The organism is Vibrio sp. L3-7, assembly GCF_963898195.1.
Taxonomy (GTDB): Bacteria; Pseudomonadota; Gammaproteobacteria; order Enterobacterales; family Vibrionaceae; genus Vibrio; species Vibrio echinoideorum.
The window spans coordinates 79,517-95,387 of sequence record NZ_CAWQUW010000012.1; the positions used below are offsets into that span (position 1 = coordinate 79,517).

Consider the following 15,871-nt stretch of genomic DNA (forward strand, 5'->3'; position numbering starts at 1 on the left):
ATTACGCGTCCTTATTCAGTTCTTGGTTAGACGCGATAGAGTTCTTTGATGCTAGGAACTCTTCTTCGGTCAAATTCATCTTGCGACACATCGCAAGTTCGTCTTTATCTAACTGGCTGCCACCTTCAACTTTCGGCTTCTTAACCTGGGAGTTGGTCGCAATAGATGGAGCACTCTTCACAAACGCTTCGAACTGCTCAACACCGCCTTCAGCACGACACATACCAACAAACATTTCTTTGTTCGCTGGCGCAATCTTGCCTTCATCAATCGCAGCCTGAACCAAGCCATCGACTTTCTTATCGTCAATTTCTTTTAACTGAGCTTCAGCCGTGGTGGCGCGATTCAGTGCAACGGTGTGTGTTTCAATTGGGATGAACTTAGTTAAGTCCGGCGTAGCGGCACGGTTTAGCGCAATGTCTTTCTCAGACTTAAGTGAATTAATTGCGGTAACACCTTGCTCTTCGGTCGCGTCTGCGGCTAGGCCAAGCGCGGCTGCAATCAGTTGTGAAAGCGGCATGTCGGTTTCCTCTTGTCGATTAAGGGCAGGTACATAAAAGTTAGGTTTATTGGTTAAGCCAGCGCTGCTCATCGAAGTAATGACGCCTTGCTGGTCATAGTTAAAAGCAGGGGAGTAATACAGATATAACTTGTCGGTAATTTTATAGCGGCCGATATAGTTCCATTCGACTTGCGCCCAAATCTCACCTTCGCGGTTTTCTAGTGCCAGAATCCAACCCGCTGCATCAGCGTCTTTACCTTCTGGGCCACGAATCTCGGTAGCGTGTTCAATGTCGAAAGGAAGTTTTGCATCAAAGGCTGCAACAATCGCATCAGGTTCGGTGTTCATCCACATGCGACCATCACGGCCTCTTACTTCACCCGCAGGAATCATTGGCAACCAAACGCTGTTAGTACCTTGTTCTTCACCAAGGCCATCAATCATGCTGTTCGATAAGTTGAAACACATTGCCAGGTAAGTTTTTTTCATTACTCGCTCCATAAATCAGAACTTACATAACAACCTCCTCATTGGATTAGTTGGTATGAACTCGTTTCGTGGAGTTAAGAATGCAAAAAAAAAGCAACCGACGAGAAATAACGTCGGTTGCTCTATTTGGGAGGATGGGATGAATTGAAATACTTTTCTTGAGGGCTTAAAGATTACCCGAAAAAATCAGCTTATCAAGCTGACTCGTACAATCTCACCTAAAATAGTTTACTGAACCATGTTTAAACACTGTTTAAATCGACTCAGATTTGTTAGAACTTTTTTAAACGACACATTGTAGCCATTTTACAACTAAGAGCCGTTAGAGAGCGTTTCACGCATTCTTGCTTCTTTTTGTAATAGGTCTTCTTGCATCGCTTCTGTGCGTGATTTGCCAGGGTTGTAATTCCATCCTGGTTCAATGCCTTCAGGTAACACTTCCACTTCACCCGTTCGCTTGTTTAACCACTGCTTAGTACCACCCTCTGGTGAGTCGGTTGATACCTTATCATCGGCAATCAGCTTCTCAGCTTCAAACTTCGATACTTGGCGTATCCAACATTTGCAGCCCCAACCATTCGGTGGCATGTGGTTATCCCACCATGGGTCTCCAACAGGAAGCAGCGTATCTTTCCATTTAACGTGATCAACTCGATGCTCCATGGATGGCCCAAGCTGATAAAGCAAATAAGGCATGGCGCGTTTTGTTCGCTCGATGCGTTCCCATTGCCCCGCTGAACGTGCCGTTCTCATATTGGTTTTGTAAATGGTCTTTACACGACCGTCACTGCCTAATTGAACGGGCTTTGAATCTCCGCTCAGTGGGTCAACCATTTCTTGAATGCCCCACCAACCAGACTTAACCAAGAGTGGCTTTAGAATATCTTGAAACTGCTTGAACGTTTGGCCTTGCTCGATAGCCTCTTCAACAATGGCTTTTACATCCACAAGAAGATCGGCATTCAGCATCTTTGCTACAGTGAAGGCGTTGTTGTGCTCTTGCTTCCATACGTCGCGATAGTCAAAGCCTGGTTCTATTCCTTTACTCTTGAACCACTCTAGCGATTCAACAGGGACTATGTTTTCAGACGCAAGGGCTTTAGACATCTTTAGCGTCTCCATAGCCGCGCATCTGGAACATGTATTGCGCCATCTGCTCAACAAACACGTCAGCGCCTAATGTCTCTTGAAGCTCTGGCAGCTTTTCTAAGAACGTTTCATAACTGTCTGACGCATTGGCCAGTTCGATGATCGGGTTCATGAAGTCTTCGGCAACTTCTTCCCAGTCGCTCATGGCTTCATCGGTTAAGTCGTTCATTTCCGCTTCAGCGGTTTTGCTCACACGGTTAATGGCAAGACCTGGGCGTTGTCTGTTCATCGCCGCTGGCATGGTTTGCGCTAAAATGGCAGAGGTTGGCATGAGCACTTCTTCGTCCTCATCGGGCTCAGTCAATCCAAACTTTTCACGCACGCTCGATGCAGAGATTTTAAGACCACGATCAATAAGAGGCGTGATGCTATCAACCAACATCTTCAAGTCTTCTGGCTGAGGAAGTTGAATGCGCACTTTCGGGTAATGCTCTTGCGGGCCCCAGTTCAAAATGATGTAAGGCTTAACTAGATATTCATTAATGCAAGACTGAAGCTGACGAGCATCCCACTCAGCAATATCCATACGCACATCATTATGCACGTTGGCTTGAGATTGAGAGCTGCCGTTATCAGCCGTCATGGTTTGACCAAGTACCGCTTTACTGGTTTGTTCATCACACCAACGGGCCATGTTTTCAAACAGCGTATTACCGCCATTGCCTTTGGCCGTTTCAATAAGCTCTAGCTTCATGGATTCAGGGATCACCGCACCTGCATCACTGGCAATACGACCAATGGCATTCACCAGAGTACTGATATCTTCGGTACTGGCGTTCGGGCCGTACTTACCCACACGAACCGGAATACCAAACACTTCAGCAAACGCCCACCAATCACGAATCGTGAACGACTTAAGCATGTACATCACGGCAACCAATCGCGCTAAACCGTTGCGCCATACGCTGCCAGATTTAGATCGAGGCTTATGCACCATAAACTTATACGGGTCTAAAGGCGCACCGCTTGGCGCGTCATCGCTGATAAGCAAAATCTCTTGAAGCGTTTCGTTGTCCTGGCGTAAGTAGCGAGGGTCTACCCATTTATAATCTTGTGGCTTCCATGGGGTCTGTTTGGTGTCCCACAGTATTTGCACCACAGACAAGCCTTTACCTAGGCCATCAAGCAAGTCAAACAGCAGCTCTGGGATTTGGTCATCATCCATAATGGCGCGAACACGTTCTGCCATTTCCACATCGGCTTTGTCTTCACTCGCCGCCACAACGGTTGGGGCAATCGCCGCCACAGCCAACTTACGGGTGCGCAGCTGCGCCGCGTAGTGCAAATCGCGCTCTTCCATTTCTTCGGCAAGCGTCATGTAATCTTCGGGGTTGTTCCCATCCACTACACTGCGAAGTAATCCCGCTAATCGAAGCGGGTTTAAAGTAGAGGCGACACTGGCAGGTCGAGGGTTACGCACACTGGTGGTGTACGCTTTGGCAATGTCTTCAGACAGTAGCGTCTTATCGGCTTTTAATGGCTTGCCGCTTACATCAACAATTGAGGTCATAGTCTAATTCCTTTGCCGCGTAGGTCTTGGTTCGGCATATCATCAAATCGGTTATTTTCTTCGGCGGTGCCATGAAAGCGGCGTTGGTTTTCATCGGCACTGGCCTTGATGGTGTGCAAGCCGTAACGCGTTAAGTCCGCCTTAGAGGCTAAGTAAGCAAACCAAATAGCAATGGCACTATCGCCGTGTCGCTTGTTTCCGTTCTCGCCTTTGGTTCGTGTTGAATCAATACTAGGAACGCCAGCTTTAATTTGGATTTGTCCCAAATCAGTAATCACGTCCTCATGCCTTGGAAGCAGTATTTCATCATCTTCAAACGCAGCTTTAAATGAAGGCATGTTCTCGCGGTAGTAACCCACAGAGAGCATTACCTCAACCACTTCTTCGCCGTACTTGTATCGGGCTTGTTCGGCTAGGTACTGGCCATTACCACGTGCATCAAGATAAATACCATCACGCCTTGGAAGTTGATCGCAGATAAAGTAAAGCGCTTGCTCTTGCTGCTTGAATGGCACATTGCCAAGTTCTAATAAGAAAGGAACCGTGCGCTTCACATCATTTTGAACGGCCATGGGTGCATAAACGGTTAAGTCACCAGAGCGTGCAAAATCCTCACCCAAGCAATGGCGCAGTTTAGGATCGAGTTTATCGAGCTCTGGCTGAACGTGTTCGTCTAACCACTCTTTCATCTCAGCTTCACGGATGTGCTCTTTCGCTTCGTTAAACGCTTTAGATCCAGTAAAGCTTAATACTGGGCCATCTAACCGCGCAGCACGTTCACGCAAACCACGGCTAATGTAAGCACCACCGCCATTCTTCGGAACACATTGGTACTCTTCAAGTGCATCTTCTTCGGTGGCCGTGTCTTTGAGAAGGTTAGTCTTCCATTCGTCTTCTTTCTCTTGTGACCACTCTTGCTTAGTGACCTGACAAATTCGTTGATACAAGCCTTCCAAGCAAGCATCGTCGAGCGTAACGGTATGGATCGAGTAACGCTTTTTCCCTGCACGGCTATCTTGGATGAGTTGATTGAATAGGTTGTCTATACCATTGTGGGTAGAGATAAGTCGAACTTTAGAACCCCACATAGTCAAAGCGAGTGCGGCTTTTAGCACTTCGGCTAAGCGTTCATGGAATGCAGCCTCATCGATGATAACCGTACCCTGCATACCACGCAGGTTAGAAGGATTACTCGATAACGCTTGAACCTTAAAGCCCGATTCAAAGTAAATGACGAAGGTCAGAATGTCTTTGTCTTCATCATTGATAATATCTTCTTGAACTTCGCCAGCCGCTTTATCGAATATCTTGGCCCACAGAGCAACAGCATCAATGAACTCTCGCGCCATCTCTTTGTTCGAGCCAACATAGAACACGTTATTGCCGCCTTCACCTTTGGCTGTACCAGCACTAAGCGCAGAGTCAGCCGCTTCAGCAAACGTCAAACCAGTACGACGTGATTTCTCGGCAATCTTAAGCACAGAGTCATCGGCTATCCAACGCTTCTGATATCCAAGTAAAAGCTCATCCTTGTCGAACTTGACAAGGATGTTTTCAGTAATCGAATTGACGTTTGGTGATTCTGTCATTAGGCAATCCCTAGCAGCTCTGCTTTCAGCATCTTCACTGTGTCTGACGTTAAGCCAGCTTTCTTCGCTACCTGCTCAGTCTTCTCGACCATCTCTTCAGCAAAAGCTTTGCGTATTTCTTTTTCAACCTTATGGCTCACCATTGAGGCTTGCTCGATACGTTGAATAACTAAAGCGAGTTGCGCGAGTGCTTTGGGTGGAATCACTTCACCGTCTTCAGCTGCGCTTTCCATCATGGTCATAGATGTTTCAAAAGCCATGGTACGCACAAACTCTTGCAGCAGCTTACCCACATCAGAGGTGGGCGCTTCACCCAGTTTGGTTGTCCACACTTCCGCCACTTCGCGAGACTGCTTCAAACGCTGGCCCATTTCTTCCATGCGCTTGGCGTATCGGTTGAATCCAGTACGACTGATTTTCACATCTTCTGGAAGTCCCGCATCATCAATCATTTCATTCACGGCCAAGCGAATGTCTTTCTGTGTCATGTTCCCACTGCGAATAAACGCATTCAGAGTTTGACGAATTTCATCAGGCAGCAAATCTATCTTTGATTTTCGATTACTGGCTGAACGGTTAACAATGGACATACAACACTCCTAAGCGCGTGGGCGTTTTACGCCAGGAACAATGGCTTGGCCTGTTGCCACATCTTCACCACGGCCTGTAAGTTTTGCGACTTGGCAATCTAATACAGTACGAATGCTAATTAGCCCTTGCTCTTCAAGCCAAGATAAGTGCGTACGAACTGCATCACGGCTAATGTTGTGACCGTAAGTATCAAGGCAAGAATCAAGGATAGATTCGTTCGCTTCATAGCCTGTCATGTCATGAAGTGAACGCAAGATCACAAGACGCTGGTCTTCTTTTAATAACTCTTTAAAGCCCATAACAAATCCTATTTATCATCTTTTAAACGTTGTTCTAATAGCAGTTGAGCGAGGTGTTCTACAGGCTGTATTTGTGCCCGTAGCTCTTTCATCTCACCGCGTGTGTTTGCCATTTCAAGTAATAGCTGCGTGACTTGTTGCTGAGTGGGTAGATTGTCAATCTGCGTTTGTAGTTCGTCCACTTTACGTCCTACCTTTTCGAGGTCTTCTCGCTTGGCGTACGTTTTAGAAAGCAAGGCAAGGACTAACATCCCCAACGTGCTCAACGCGGCCCATGCGATAGGCCAATAAGTTTTGATCCACAACTCCATTAATGTGGCTCCTTATGTGATTGACAACTGACGCAGCGCACCGCATTTGGCATCGCTTCTAATCGCTTAGTTGGGATGGTGTCACCACAACTTAAGCAATAGCGATTACCGTGTTCATCTTCGTCGGGCTGTTCTATGCAGCGTGTACGTTGATGAGCAATGGCTTTTTCTCTGAAGGTTTGCTCAAGCTCTTGAGCCTTATCGAACTGGTCGGTCATTTTACTTTCACCGCCTTAAGTGCATCACCAACCATTGAGCCTGTGCCTTTGGTCATGCCACGCTTATCAGCAGAGCGCCAACCAAGGTAAGTAAGAAACGGTGCCATCAATCCCGCTGCAATTTCCCAATTTGCCCCCGTTCCTTTATCAAAGGCTTCGAGCAGTTCAAACAGGAAGATATAAGCAATGGCAGAATACAAACTCAAACGGCAACCCCAAGGGCGAGTGTGACGAACGTATTCATCATCAGCCTTATCACCTTCACGAATCGTCACTTGGGTTTCGTGATGTTCGGCTTGTTTATCACCAAGCGTGAGTTCTTGGCGGCGAGTCTTTTCTTTTTCTAACTCGACCTTAATCTTCTCAAGTTCAACCAAAGATTCAGGTGGCAAGTTTTGCAAGGCGCGAGTAACGGCTAACTCTTTCTGTGCCTTGTTAGCACCAAACATTAAATCGGCTTGCTCTACCGCTTCAGCTACTTTGTCTGCCGTTTCACTACCACCAAACAAACTGGATATGCCGCGAATGGCAGCAGGGCCATATTCCATGGCAAGCGAAGCTACCCCCGCGATGACTGAAAGTGACATTCTCTTAAGCTCCTGATTTTTGAAACTAGGTCATTCCCTTGTGGCGTTTTCGCAATACCAAGGTGGCGATCAATTTCATTTTGAGAGACACGGCTCCACGCTTTCGAAAAGTAACTCTGCATGGTGGCATCGTGGCTAAATAAAGGCGGGTTTAATGGGACTTCAATACCTGTTTGAACTTCCTTCAACTCGGCATCAAGGCGCTGTTCGCGCCCTCGTTGTTTGGCAAAGTCCCAATTGCGGCCCATGGTTACGCTCGACGAATAACAAGCTTGGCTTTTTCACCACCAAGGTGAGCCATAAAATAATCGAAGGCCGTGCCTGAATTGATAACAGCCCATTCATTATTCACCACACCAAAATCCATGCCTGGTGCAATACAACCTTCAAGCTGTGCTGCTCGGTTTGCTTTGTGGATAAGAATATGAGTTCGTTGAGAAGGGCCGAATCGAGTAACACCAAGGGTAGGTGCTTCTAGTGCGTAGCATTTGCCAAACTTCGGGCTGTCATGTGGCAGCAGGTCATAGGTACCTTCTGGAACACATGAAATGCCAGCTTGGTTATTTTTCCAAGGTCGTTCAACGGTCTTGAGAATAGCGTTTCCATTCTCATCGCACAGATAAGAAAAAACACCATGAGGGAAATAATTGCGATGGAGAGTTAGGGTTTTCATAGCACAACCAGTTTAGTAATGGGGTTACGTTTAACTGATTGTGCTTTCTATTTAATAGCTTGTGGAAGTAACGCGGATTGTTGATTGTTAGTTTGAAAAACCAGTGTCTGATACTAAACCAGACACCCCTTTACCTGCAAAGCAAAACTTAGTTTCCTCAGCAATAAAACAAACATTACCATCCTGAGCGAGTGAATTAACAATCCCTACTGAAGCATAATTATCAGTAGGGAACACTACAGCAACATCCTTCTCAAGACACATCATACTGAAGTTATAATCACCACCTAAAACATAAATACTACCGAACGGCTCTGGATGCGACTCTTTAAAATAACATTGATCATAAGGGATTAAGAAACCGAACTGAATGAAGTCTTTATTTACTTTTAGAACACCGTAAAAGTTACCATTGACCAACTCAGGTGATATGTATCCACCAAACCTCTCACTCTTTGTCCACGTTTCATATTCTGTACTTAATTCATTTGAATAATCACCAATAGAGACAACAGATAAAAGAGCCACTAGTAATTTATTCATCCCTAATTCCCTTTCTTAAAAGCAATCCAGTAAAGATAAGGGATTTGTAAAACAGGTATCAGAACCAATACTAACATTACCCACCAATCGGCCTTGAAGCCTTGATTCTTAGCAACTCTACAAAGAGGGAAGGCAGTAATAAATCCAACGATTAAAGTAACTATTAAGTCGAATATGGTCATTTTTCAATTCCTTAAAATAAATTCGGTTGACGGTTCTTAACTTCTATCTTGCGCATTTTAGCGACTACGCGATAGATATGCTGCATACTTTTATCGTATTTACGTGACAGCTCTTCAACATTCGCACCATTGAACTCACGCCAGATAGACAGGTTCATGATTTCAGATTCGAGCTGTCTGCCGCGTGGAAGGTAAAGCTGAACACCACCAAACTCTTTGCAAATACGATGCAGTAAAACCACCGCAAGCTTTGGATCGGTTTCGTTCTTAACGAGTTCATCTTTAAATATGCAGTAGATTTGGCGCATGGCTTCTGGCCATCGTTGGTGCTCTTCATCGTCTGCTAGTTTTTCAACTTCTTCTAGGCTTACATTCTTGTAACCAAACAAGTCTTGGTTTTCTTCACTCATTACTGCCTCCCATCCACATGGCATACCTTCACATAGTATGAATATAAAAACACCCCGCTTGGCGAGGTGTTTGTAGTATATGGCAGTGTTTACTGGTGGGGCACGTTAAGCAGTTTTGTAGTAGTTACTCGCATAATGTTCAGCTAATAGTTCGTAACCAGCTGGGCCTGTGCAATCGTTGTTCGATGGAATGCGACCACCACTTTTAGTGATCACCTCGGCCATTAATCGATAGTGCCATTTCTTTAAAGCTTCTAACACTTCAGCCGCTTGAGTTGACTTAAGCCAAACCGCTTTTTCAATGCCACGTCCATTTGATGCAGTAGTCATGCGCTTCACATAAGCATCAATGGCAACGTCGTTCGCATTGCGGATAAAACCTTGCTTGTGCATGGTACGCCAAATCGCCCGAATCTTTGCCACTTCTGGCGCTCTTGCTTGTGGCTTGCGTTTGGGTTTAAAGCCTAGCGCTTTCATTCTGTCTAACACTTTGGTTAGTTGAATGTCGTTCAAGCCTTTTGCACTTCGCTTACCTGTGCATTGCTCAAGAACGTCACGATAAGAATCATCTTCCATTGCAAGATCACGTTTAGCGATTTGGACAAGTTTGAGTAAGTTAGACATTGCTCCTCCTAAGCCGCTTTACGTTTGGCGTTCTTGCATTCCAACTGACAAGCTTTGCACCAACTCTGCAACCCATCGGGGTTTCTTCTGCATGGCGACCAGAACAAGGTGTCCTGCGGCCAGTACTCTTGGCAGTGTGGACACCATTTCTGCAAGCCTAGTTCAGCATCGAGTATGGCTTTACCATTCGCTAAGCGGCGTTGTAATAAACCTGATTTCATTAGTGGTGTGTATTCACCAAACATAATAAAAACCTCCTATAGCTTTGTGTTGTACTGGCTGCTCATCAGTACCTAGCAACCACGCTAGGCAGACAAGCAAGGCGAACCTTGCTTGTTTCGCTTATGCCGCAAGGCACGTTGCTTTAGTCAGTTCTAACCCTTCGAGCTTTTTGAATTGGCGACAAAGTACAGAAGCCTTTGAGAAGCTAGGGACATGAAAAGCATGAATATCGTGTAAGTCTGGGTACTCTTTTTTTGTGCGACGTTTGCCGTATATTTTCTCAATCGATTTTTTGAATTTTGTGGAATATTTAGCTTTGGTTTTTAAGCACCACACCTCACTCAGAATGCTTGGCGCATCTTCGGTGAAACTAATTCCATCTTTAAAACTCACCCATGCACCTTTGATACAGCCCCCAACGTAGACTTGAAGGCAGGTTTTCGATTCAGACTCACGAACGCGATGTACCGACACTTCATAACCTTTGTAATTAAAAGCGATATCAACCCAACCACCTGCCATTTCCGCTTCAATCTCAGCCCACATTTCTTTTGTAATTGGTTTGCTCATTCTTCATATTCCTTTTCATTGCTTGATATGGATTTCACTCGCTTCGCTTTGGGCAGTGGCGTATTGCGCCAATCACCGCAGTGGTTATCTGCCCATTGTTCTGCTTCGACTTGAGAGCAGCGACGAAACTTCATGATGTACTTGATTAATTGGTTAGCCCGCTTCGCTTTCGTCTTTTCCATTGAGTTCATCCATCATGTCTTCGTACTCTTCACGAACGTTCGAACTGGACTGATTTAAAATGAATTTCAGTGCTGCGATATAGCCTTCTTCAAAAGTGCTATCTGGAAATGCAGTGCCATCGTTTTCAATTAAGGCTTCAGCCATTTCAATTTCTAGATCAATCACTCTGCGAGTGTGGGCGGTAGTGAAAGAGCGTTGCAGTGGGTTAGGCATTGTCATGTTCACATTCCTCTTTCAGTAGTGAAGCCAATTGGTGTTGGCAGTACTGGTTTCTATAGATGGCCCAGTAGCGATTATCTTTTGATAACGCCACCTCAGACGCTTGAAACCACTGTTCAGCAGCAACGCCAAACTGACTAAGTTGTTCAGATTCAGAAGCCTTTTTAGCAAGCTTCATGTAGTAGCTAGATTCAGGCATGGGAGTAACCCTCTTTTCGCTTGTCGTACACCGTGACAATGTTGTTGTTTCGAATTAGGAAGTAGGCGCAGTCACTTTCTAAAATTCGCTTTGGCTGCCAACCTGATTCGCATTTCATTATTCTTCGCAGTCTGTTCTTGCTTGGGCGGTTAGCTTTCGCCACCGCCTCTACAAGTTGTGGAAGGCTGCGACCCGTACGTTGTCGCCATCTTTCGATAGCATGGCGACTGACGTTTATCTCTCCATATCGGGTGCTTATCAGTAACATTCACACCTCGCTATAGCTTGGCGATATCAAGAGCGATTTGTTTGTACTGACCATCACCTTGGCGTTCATAGATTCGAAGGTAAGGCGTTTTACCAACAACCTTGATTGAGTCGGCAATGGCGTCCATCGCTTCTAACCAATCAGGGTCGGTAATGTTTAACTGGCGAAGGCTAAGCACTTGGTTTACATCAATGTGACCTTGTTTGTTTACGCGGAAAGACAGATCAACCAGGGCTTTAATTTCATCGCTTGAATTTTCATTCCAACGGTTAATGCATTCGTCAATTTTTGCCTTAGCCGCTTGGATGCGTTCATCGAACACGCGGTGCTCTCCAATTGAGCGTTGCACCTTGTATTTGCCATCAAACGAAAGCAGCGTAACGTTGCCTTTGGTGCCACCGTATTTCACATCAAATTCAGCAGAGCTTAGGTCTACAAAATCCGCGACATTCTGCATGGCTTCTTTCTTAAACAGCGCAAGGGTTTCTTGTGTCGCAATCGCTTTTTTTACGATGTCAGCAACAACATCATCACGCAGTAAATCAACATCTTTGATTTGGCTTACGGGTACTTGGTGGCCTTGGCCGTTGAAGCGGAAACCGTCTTGTGGTTGGGTTTGATTAGTCATTGTTTTTCTCTCAGTTGTAAGTTGGGTTTGCACATTTGTGTTCTTGCGAGTTGATAACGGTGTTGCCTACATATTGCTGACACTCACCAGACCACCAACGCACTAGGCATTTGCTGAATCGAGCTACATACATTTTGTTCAAAGTGCCGTGGCGCATTTCCATCACAGCAACAGCTTTATCCATTAACTTTCTAGAAGGGTTGGTGACTTCGATAACGGGAATCGCTGGCTCGTAGTTGATGCGTAAAATGAAGCAGTCAGCTAAGGTCAATCGACCACGGGCGGTTAATACAGCCTGTTGTTTTTCATGCGAGTTCATCATTGGTATTTCCCCATTCCAAGTGCTAGTTTCCATAGGTTGCTAAGACCTACAGGTGATTTGATGCCATCAATCTTCTTAGCCTTTTTTTCTAAGGAAGGCTTAGCAATAGTTCCAAGCAATGGCTTTTCAACAGCCTCTTTGATTCCCAAACCTTGATTGAGTCGATACCTTAATGTGTGCACGCTCATACCAAATGCCCTTGCTATACTTGGTACTCCAACAACACCTTTGTATTCAATTTCGCGAACGCTCATATCTCACCTCAATCGTTGGTTTCTAATTCAGCAAACGCTTTGCGTAGCACTTGCTCACTAATGGTTTGGCCTTTGGCAAACATCGCCGCCAGTTTGAGTGTTTTGCTTAGCAATCTAAGGCCACCTGGGCGCTCACTGATTTGCAGCATTAACCCGCGTTCAGACTCGCCGTTTACGTTCCATGCATCAGCAATGGCACGAACGTCTGCTTGCTTGGTTTTGTGGATGCCACGCTTCTTCGCAATGCGAGAGAACAAGCGCGCAAAATCTTCATTACGGCGACCACCTGTAAGCTGCGTGTAAACCTTGTTATTGCCCACTAGCACCATGCCAACGCCCGTTTCTTCTTGCAGAATTCGCAGCTCTTCCAGTGTTGGGTAGTCAAGGTGATCCGCTTCATCAATCACCACCAAACCTTCGCTACCAATCAGGCGGTTTCGGATAACGCGAGACAGTGGGCCTTTACGGCGTGGCGCATCGTCCATGCCTAGTTCCATAGCCAGTTCATATAGGCACTCAGTAAGGCTTGAACGGCTTGGGCTTGAAGTGATCATCCATACGTTGTTGTTGCTTCGTTTGTATTCGCGCAGCGCTTCTGATTTACCCACACCAGACGCCCCAAAAATAACCACGATAGATTCGGTAACTTGGGCATACATCATGTCGTCGGTCAGCTGCTTAGCCGTTGGTGTCATCACAAAGCCAGGGTCTTTACTTGGCGTGGCATTACGCTGTTCTCTCATGCGTAACCACTGGTTCAGTTTTTCAATCATCTTGGCTGGGTCAGCTTTGTATGAACCGTTCAAAATTTGGCTAAGCGTGGCAGGTGATACGCTGATCTCTTTTGCAATCTGAGACGCTGAAACAGCCTTCGATTCTGTTAATGCACGAATGCGCATTAATGTGTCGGTTTGCTTAGCCTCTGCATTGCCTAGTTCAACTACGTTTGTATTCATATCAATCTCCATTTATGGAAGGTTTAAATAGGGTTTAAAGCTTGTTTTTGAATTTCTGTTCAAACAGGTTTGAAACGCTTTGGCTGAAGTTCTGTTCGTAATCTTCGTCTTCATCTTCTAGCGCTATGGCCTTAGCTGCCGTGTTGCCAATCGAAACGGGTCTGAATGGTTCAACCACTTTGCTTTCAGGTAGCACTTCTTCTTCAAGCGGCTTCATCATTGCAGCCACTTCCAGTGCATCCATTTCTGTTTGAGCTTGCGCAGCAATCTTGTTCGCTTTGGTAAATTGTGTGCGCTTGCGTTTGTGCTCTCTTGCCGCTTGCGTATCGCCAAATCCAGTCTTATCAAGACATTCAGCGGTACAAATTCGAACGCCATTCAAGGTGTAAACCTCGATAGATTCATGCAGCTTTAATGGGTCGAAACGCGCCACGAGTTTTTGGCCAACATGGTTCATCATCGATTCGCTGTAATAGCGGTTCTTACGGCCTTTCAAACTGCCGCCAGCGTCCAGTGAAATAGTGCCGTGTTTAGACACTCTTACTGCCTCGGCTTGAAGCATCATCATTTGCAATTGGTCGGTGGTTGCCTTGCGTATTGCTGCCGTTTCATAGCTGGCATTGAACGCTTGGTTAAAGCTCATAAACCCTTTGCACACTTCGGTGTTTCGGTTCTCTTTCGCGTTGTACATTTCCACGCCTTTAGCGATGGCTTGTAGAAAGTCTTCCGCATCGATCGCCTTGCTTCCGTAGTTGTCTGGTTTTGCCATTGGGTTCGGGCCTGTATAAGCGCCACGGCAAAGTGGATGTTTATCGATGTACTCTTCAAGGCCACCCACACCAAACGCACGTTCTATCGGTTTGGCTTGGCCGTGACCTTTACCTAATATCACGCTCGACCAGTGCAACTTGATATTCATCATTGGGATGATGCCAAGGGGATCGTCTGCTTTTACTTTGAAGCGGTAACGGTTAGGAACGCCGCCCGTCATCCATTTGTTTGCAGCTGCTCTGGTGTTATCCAAAGTCAGTTCTTTAGGCACACCGAACTTTTCACAAACGTCCATTAATGAAAGGCGAATGCTGTCTGTGTTTTCACTAATGTCACAACGCCAACCAACAATTTTGCGGCTGTAGATGTCTTGCCAAAACCACGTTTTAGGACGAAGAATTTCACCGTTAAACCACTTAACAAACACGTTGTGTTGATAGCCATCGCCATTGATCCACTCCAGAGCGTGAAGCCCTTCAACGGTACGTTCTTGCGGTGGGAACATTTGGTGCAGTGCGTGTTCACCTTCACGAAGCATGATGCGTTGTTGTACTGGCACTTCATGTTCAAGGCGGCGTCCTAAGCTTTTTAGGCTTGGTACTTTCCAACCTTTAGATGGAGCCGTATCAATAAGGCGCTCATAACACACCGACATAGCAGGTTGCTCTAGGCTCAAGTAGTCGGCTTTGAAAAACTCCCAAGCTTCAGGTGTGATGTAGGCAAACTGATTCGGCTTTTGGGCTTGGGATGATTCAAAGTTTTTAGGCAACAGAGCTGGAGCCCAATCACATTCGTCTATCCCTTTCACCTTCGCGCAGCTACGACGCAAAGTAGAAAGTGCCACGCCATATTCTTCAGAGACCGATTGATAAGCGTCCATCAACTTGATGCCGTTATTCTTAAGTGCAAACACGGCTTGAACGGTGCGTAATGCTTGCTGTGCTTTCTCTTTGGCAGCGTTGTTGTTCTTACTCCAACGAGCCCAAAGCGCTTCACGGCAATACGACTGCTCGCTTTTCTTTTTCGGCAACTCAAGAACCTGATCCCCAACTTGAACTTTGCCTTGTTTTCTCATCAAGGCGGTTTGAACCTGGACTGGAAGAGTGGATACTCGATACTCAAGTACACGTCCTTTAACGCCTTTAGCTTGTTGCTTTTGCCATCCTTCCTTTCTCGCTCTATACGATATTCCTTGAGGTGTTTCGGGCAACCCTGCAACTCCTAAAAGGTCTTTAGCTAGAATCCACATAAGTCCTCCTTCTAGTATCGGCTAGGCCAGATGACTGATGGTTGAACCCCAATTGCTTCTGCAATGATTTTTTCAGCTTTTGGGTATTTGACGCGCATAGCGTTTCTTAATGTGCTTGCTGCTAGACCTTCTCTAACTGAAAGCTGAGTAAGAGAAATTCCTTTCTTATGAAGTGCGGCCACGATGTCTACACGGTGCCAATCTGCATTGTTTGTTTCTTTATCCATTTCATGTCACCATTTAAAGTTAGTAATCGGTGTAACTCTGTGCGTTTACCCCGCTGTGTATGAAAGAGATTAGATTGAAAGAAACGTTAAAGCAACTTCTTTCTTTTAAAAATCTATCAATTCTGT

26 protein-coding genes and 1 other RNA gene are annotated in these 15,871 nt (G+C 45.8%); all 27 read right to left on the reverse strand.

Annotated elements, in window-relative coordinates; all coding sequences use genetic code 11:
* Position 1: 1 nt before the first annotated feature.
* The 27 genes from AACW75_RS10295 to AACW75_RS10425 all read right to left on the reverse strand — a co-directional run bounded on the left by AACW75_RS10295 (position 2) and on the right by AACW75_RS10425 (position 15,745).
* The gene (locus AACW75_RS10295; RefSeq protein ID WP_237297401.1) at positions 2-991 is read right to left on the reverse strand and encodes a phage protease; all 990 of its coding nucleotides are present in this window, start codon (positions 989-991) and stop codon (positions 2-4) included.
* A gap of 312 nt (positions 992-1,303) precedes the next feature.
* Positions 1,304-2,098 carry a phage head morphogenesis protein gene (locus tag AACW75_RS10300; protein WP_237297402.1) on the reverse strand — a complete coding sequence of 265 codons (795 nt, stop codon included), beginning with the start codon at positions 2,096-2,098 and terminating at the stop codon, positions 1,304-1,306.
* Positions 2,091-3,650, reverse strand: coding sequence for a DUF935 domain-containing protein (locus tag AACW75_RS10305; protein WP_237297403.1), 1,560 nt, complete (start codon positions 3,648-3,650; stop codon positions 2,091-2,093). Before AACW75_RS10305 ends, AACW75_RS10300 begins: the two co-directional genes overlap by 8 nt.
* On the reverse strand, positions 3,647-5,239 hold the full coding sequence (locus tag AACW75_RS10310; RefSeq protein ID WP_237297404.1) for a terminase large subunit domain-containing protein: 1,593 nt from the start codon (positions 5,237-5,239) through the stop codon (positions 3,647-3,649). The genes AACW75_RS10305 and AACW75_RS10310 overlap by 4 nt, the downstream gene beginning before the upstream one ends.
* Entirely contained in the window at positions 5,239-5,829 is a 591-nt protein-coding gene (locus AACW75_RS10315; RefSeq protein ID WP_069669243.1) for a DUF3486 family protein, read from the reverse strand. Before AACW75_RS10315 ends, AACW75_RS10310 begins: the two co-directional genes overlap by 1 nt.
* A gap of 9 nt (positions 5,830-5,838) precedes the next feature.
* On the reverse strand, positions 5,839-6,129 hold the full coding sequence (locus AACW75_RS10320; RefSeq protein WP_016076437.1) for a VpaChn25_0724 family phage protein: 291 nt from the start codon (positions 6,127-6,129) through the stop codon (positions 5,839-5,841).
* Between the two features lie 8 nt (positions 6,130-6,137).
* A complete protein-coding gene (locus tag AACW75_RS10325) occupies positions 6,138-6,440 on the reverse strand; it encodes a DUF2730 family protein (RefSeq protein ID WP_016076438.1) in 303 nt (100 codons plus the stop codon).
* Positions 6,440-6,658: a TraR/DksA family transcriptional regulator gene (locus AACW75_RS10330; protein ID WP_016076439.1), complete on the reverse strand. Its 219-nt coding sequence runs from the start codon at positions 6,656-6,658 to the stop codon at positions 6,440-6,442. The genes AACW75_RS10325 and AACW75_RS10330 overlap by 1 nt, the downstream gene beginning before the upstream one ends.
* The gene (locus tag AACW75_RS10335; RefSeq protein WP_237297405.1) at positions 6,655-7,245 is read right to left on the reverse strand and encodes a hypothetical protein; all 591 of its coding nucleotides are present in this window, start codon (positions 7,243-7,245) and stop codon (positions 6,655-6,657) included. The genes AACW75_RS10330 and AACW75_RS10335 overlap by 4 nt, the downstream gene beginning before the upstream one ends.
* A complete protein-coding gene (locus AACW75_RS10340; protein ID WP_016076441.1) occupies positions 7,218-7,493 on the reverse strand; it encodes a hypothetical protein in 276 nt (91 codons plus the stop codon). The genes AACW75_RS10335 and AACW75_RS10340 overlap by 28 nt, the downstream gene beginning before the upstream one ends.
* Before the next feature lie 2 nt (positions 7,494-7,495).
* Complete coding sequence (locus AACW75_RS10345; RefSeq protein ID WP_102551325.1) at positions 7,496-7,918, reverse strand: DUF5675 family protein; 423 nt, start codon at positions 7,916-7,918, stop codon at positions 7,496-7,498.
* A gap of 87 nt (positions 7,919-8,005) precedes the next feature.
* On the reverse strand, positions 8,006-8,461 hold the full coding sequence (locus AACW75_RS10350; protein WP_237297406.1) for a hypothetical protein: 456 nt from the start codon (positions 8,459-8,461) through the stop codon (positions 8,006-8,008).
* 193 nt (positions 8,462-8,654) lie between these two features.
* Entirely contained in the window at positions 8,655-9,053 is a 399-nt protein-coding gene (locus AACW75_RS10355) for a Mor transcription activator family protein (protein WP_069669238.1), read from the reverse strand.
* A 105-nt stretch (positions 9,054-9,158) separates the two neighbouring features.
* Complete coding sequence (locus tag AACW75_RS10360; protein ID WP_237297407.1) at positions 9,159-9,677, reverse strand: gp16 family protein; 519 nt, start codon at positions 9,675-9,677, stop codon at positions 9,159-9,161.
* A gap of 8 nt (positions 9,678-9,685) precedes the next feature.
* The gene (locus AACW75_RS10365; RefSeq protein WP_102367791.1) at positions 9,686-9,922 is read right to left on the reverse strand and encodes a hypothetical protein; all 237 of its coding nucleotides are present in this window, start codon (positions 9,920-9,922) and stop codon (positions 9,686-9,688) included.
* 28 nt (positions 9,923-9,950) lie between these two features.
* An RNA gene (locus AACW75_RS10370) (hammerhead ribozyme type II) lies at positions 9,951-10,021 on the reverse strand.
* Entirely contained in the window at positions 10,020-10,469 is a 450-nt protein-coding gene (locus AACW75_RS10375; RefSeq protein WP_102367792.1) for a hypothetical protein, read from the reverse strand. The genes AACW75_RS10370 and AACW75_RS10375 overlap by 2 nt, the downstream gene beginning before the upstream one ends.
* Positions 10,466-10,651 carry a hypothetical protein gene (locus tag AACW75_RS10380; RefSeq protein WP_102367793.1) on the reverse strand — a complete coding sequence of 62 codons (186 nt, stop codon included), beginning with the start codon at positions 10,649-10,651 and terminating at the stop codon, positions 10,466-10,468. Before AACW75_RS10380 ends, AACW75_RS10375 begins: the two co-directional genes overlap by 4 nt.
* Positions 10,623-10,871 carry a hypothetical protein gene (locus AACW75_RS10385; protein ID WP_102367794.1) on the reverse strand — a complete coding sequence of 83 codons (249 nt, stop codon included), beginning with the start codon at positions 10,869-10,871 and terminating at the stop codon, positions 10,623-10,625. The genes AACW75_RS10380 and AACW75_RS10385 overlap by 29 nt, the downstream gene beginning before the upstream one ends.
* Positions 10,858-11,070 carry an ANR family transcriptional regulator gene (locus tag AACW75_RS10390; protein ID WP_102367795.1) on the reverse strand — a complete coding sequence of 71 codons (213 nt, stop codon included), beginning with the start codon at positions 11,068-11,070 and terminating at the stop codon, positions 10,858-10,860. Before AACW75_RS10390 ends, AACW75_RS10385 begins: the two co-directional genes overlap by 14 nt.
* Entirely contained in the window at positions 11,063-11,338 is a 276-nt protein-coding gene (locus tag AACW75_RS10395; RefSeq protein ID WP_102367796.1) for a hypothetical protein, read from the reverse strand. Before AACW75_RS10395 ends, AACW75_RS10390 begins: the two co-directional genes overlap by 8 nt.
* Positions 11,339-11,348: 10 nt before the next feature.
* Positions 11,349-11,966: a DUF3164 family protein gene (locus AACW75_RS10400; protein ID WP_237297408.1), complete on the reverse strand. Its 618-nt coding sequence runs from the start codon at positions 11,964-11,966 to the stop codon at positions 11,349-11,351.
* A gap of 10 nt (positions 11,967-11,976) precedes the next feature.
* On the reverse strand, positions 11,977-12,288 hold the full coding sequence (locus tag AACW75_RS10405; protein ID WP_237297409.1) for a hypothetical protein: 312 nt from the start codon (positions 12,286-12,288) through the stop codon (positions 11,977-11,979).
* On the reverse strand, positions 12,285-12,542 hold the full coding sequence (locus tag AACW75_RS10410) for a hypothetical protein (protein WP_237297410.1): 258 nt from the start codon (positions 12,540-12,542) through the stop codon (positions 12,285-12,287). Before AACW75_RS10410 ends, AACW75_RS10405 begins: the two co-directional genes overlap by 4 nt.
* 8 nt (positions 12,543-12,550) lie before the next feature.
* The gene (locus tag AACW75_RS10415) at positions 12,551-13,498 is read right to left on the reverse strand and encodes an AAA family ATPase (protein WP_069669232.1); all 948 of its coding nucleotides are present in this window, start codon (positions 13,496-13,498) and stop codon (positions 12,551-12,553) included.
* A gap of 34 nt (positions 13,499-13,532) precedes the next feature.
* The gene (locus AACW75_RS10420; protein ID WP_237297411.1) at positions 13,533-15,518 is read right to left on the reverse strand and encodes a transposase domain-containing protein; all 1,986 of its coding nucleotides are present in this window, start codon (positions 15,516-15,518) and stop codon (positions 13,533-13,535) included.
* An 11-nt stretch (positions 15,519-15,529) separates the two neighbouring features.
* On the reverse strand, positions 15,530-15,745 hold the full coding sequence (locus AACW75_RS10425; protein WP_017096631.1) for a helix-turn-helix domain-containing protein: 216 nt from the start codon (positions 15,743-15,745) through the stop codon (positions 15,530-15,532).
* Positions 15,746-15,871 lie beyond the last annotated feature (126 nt).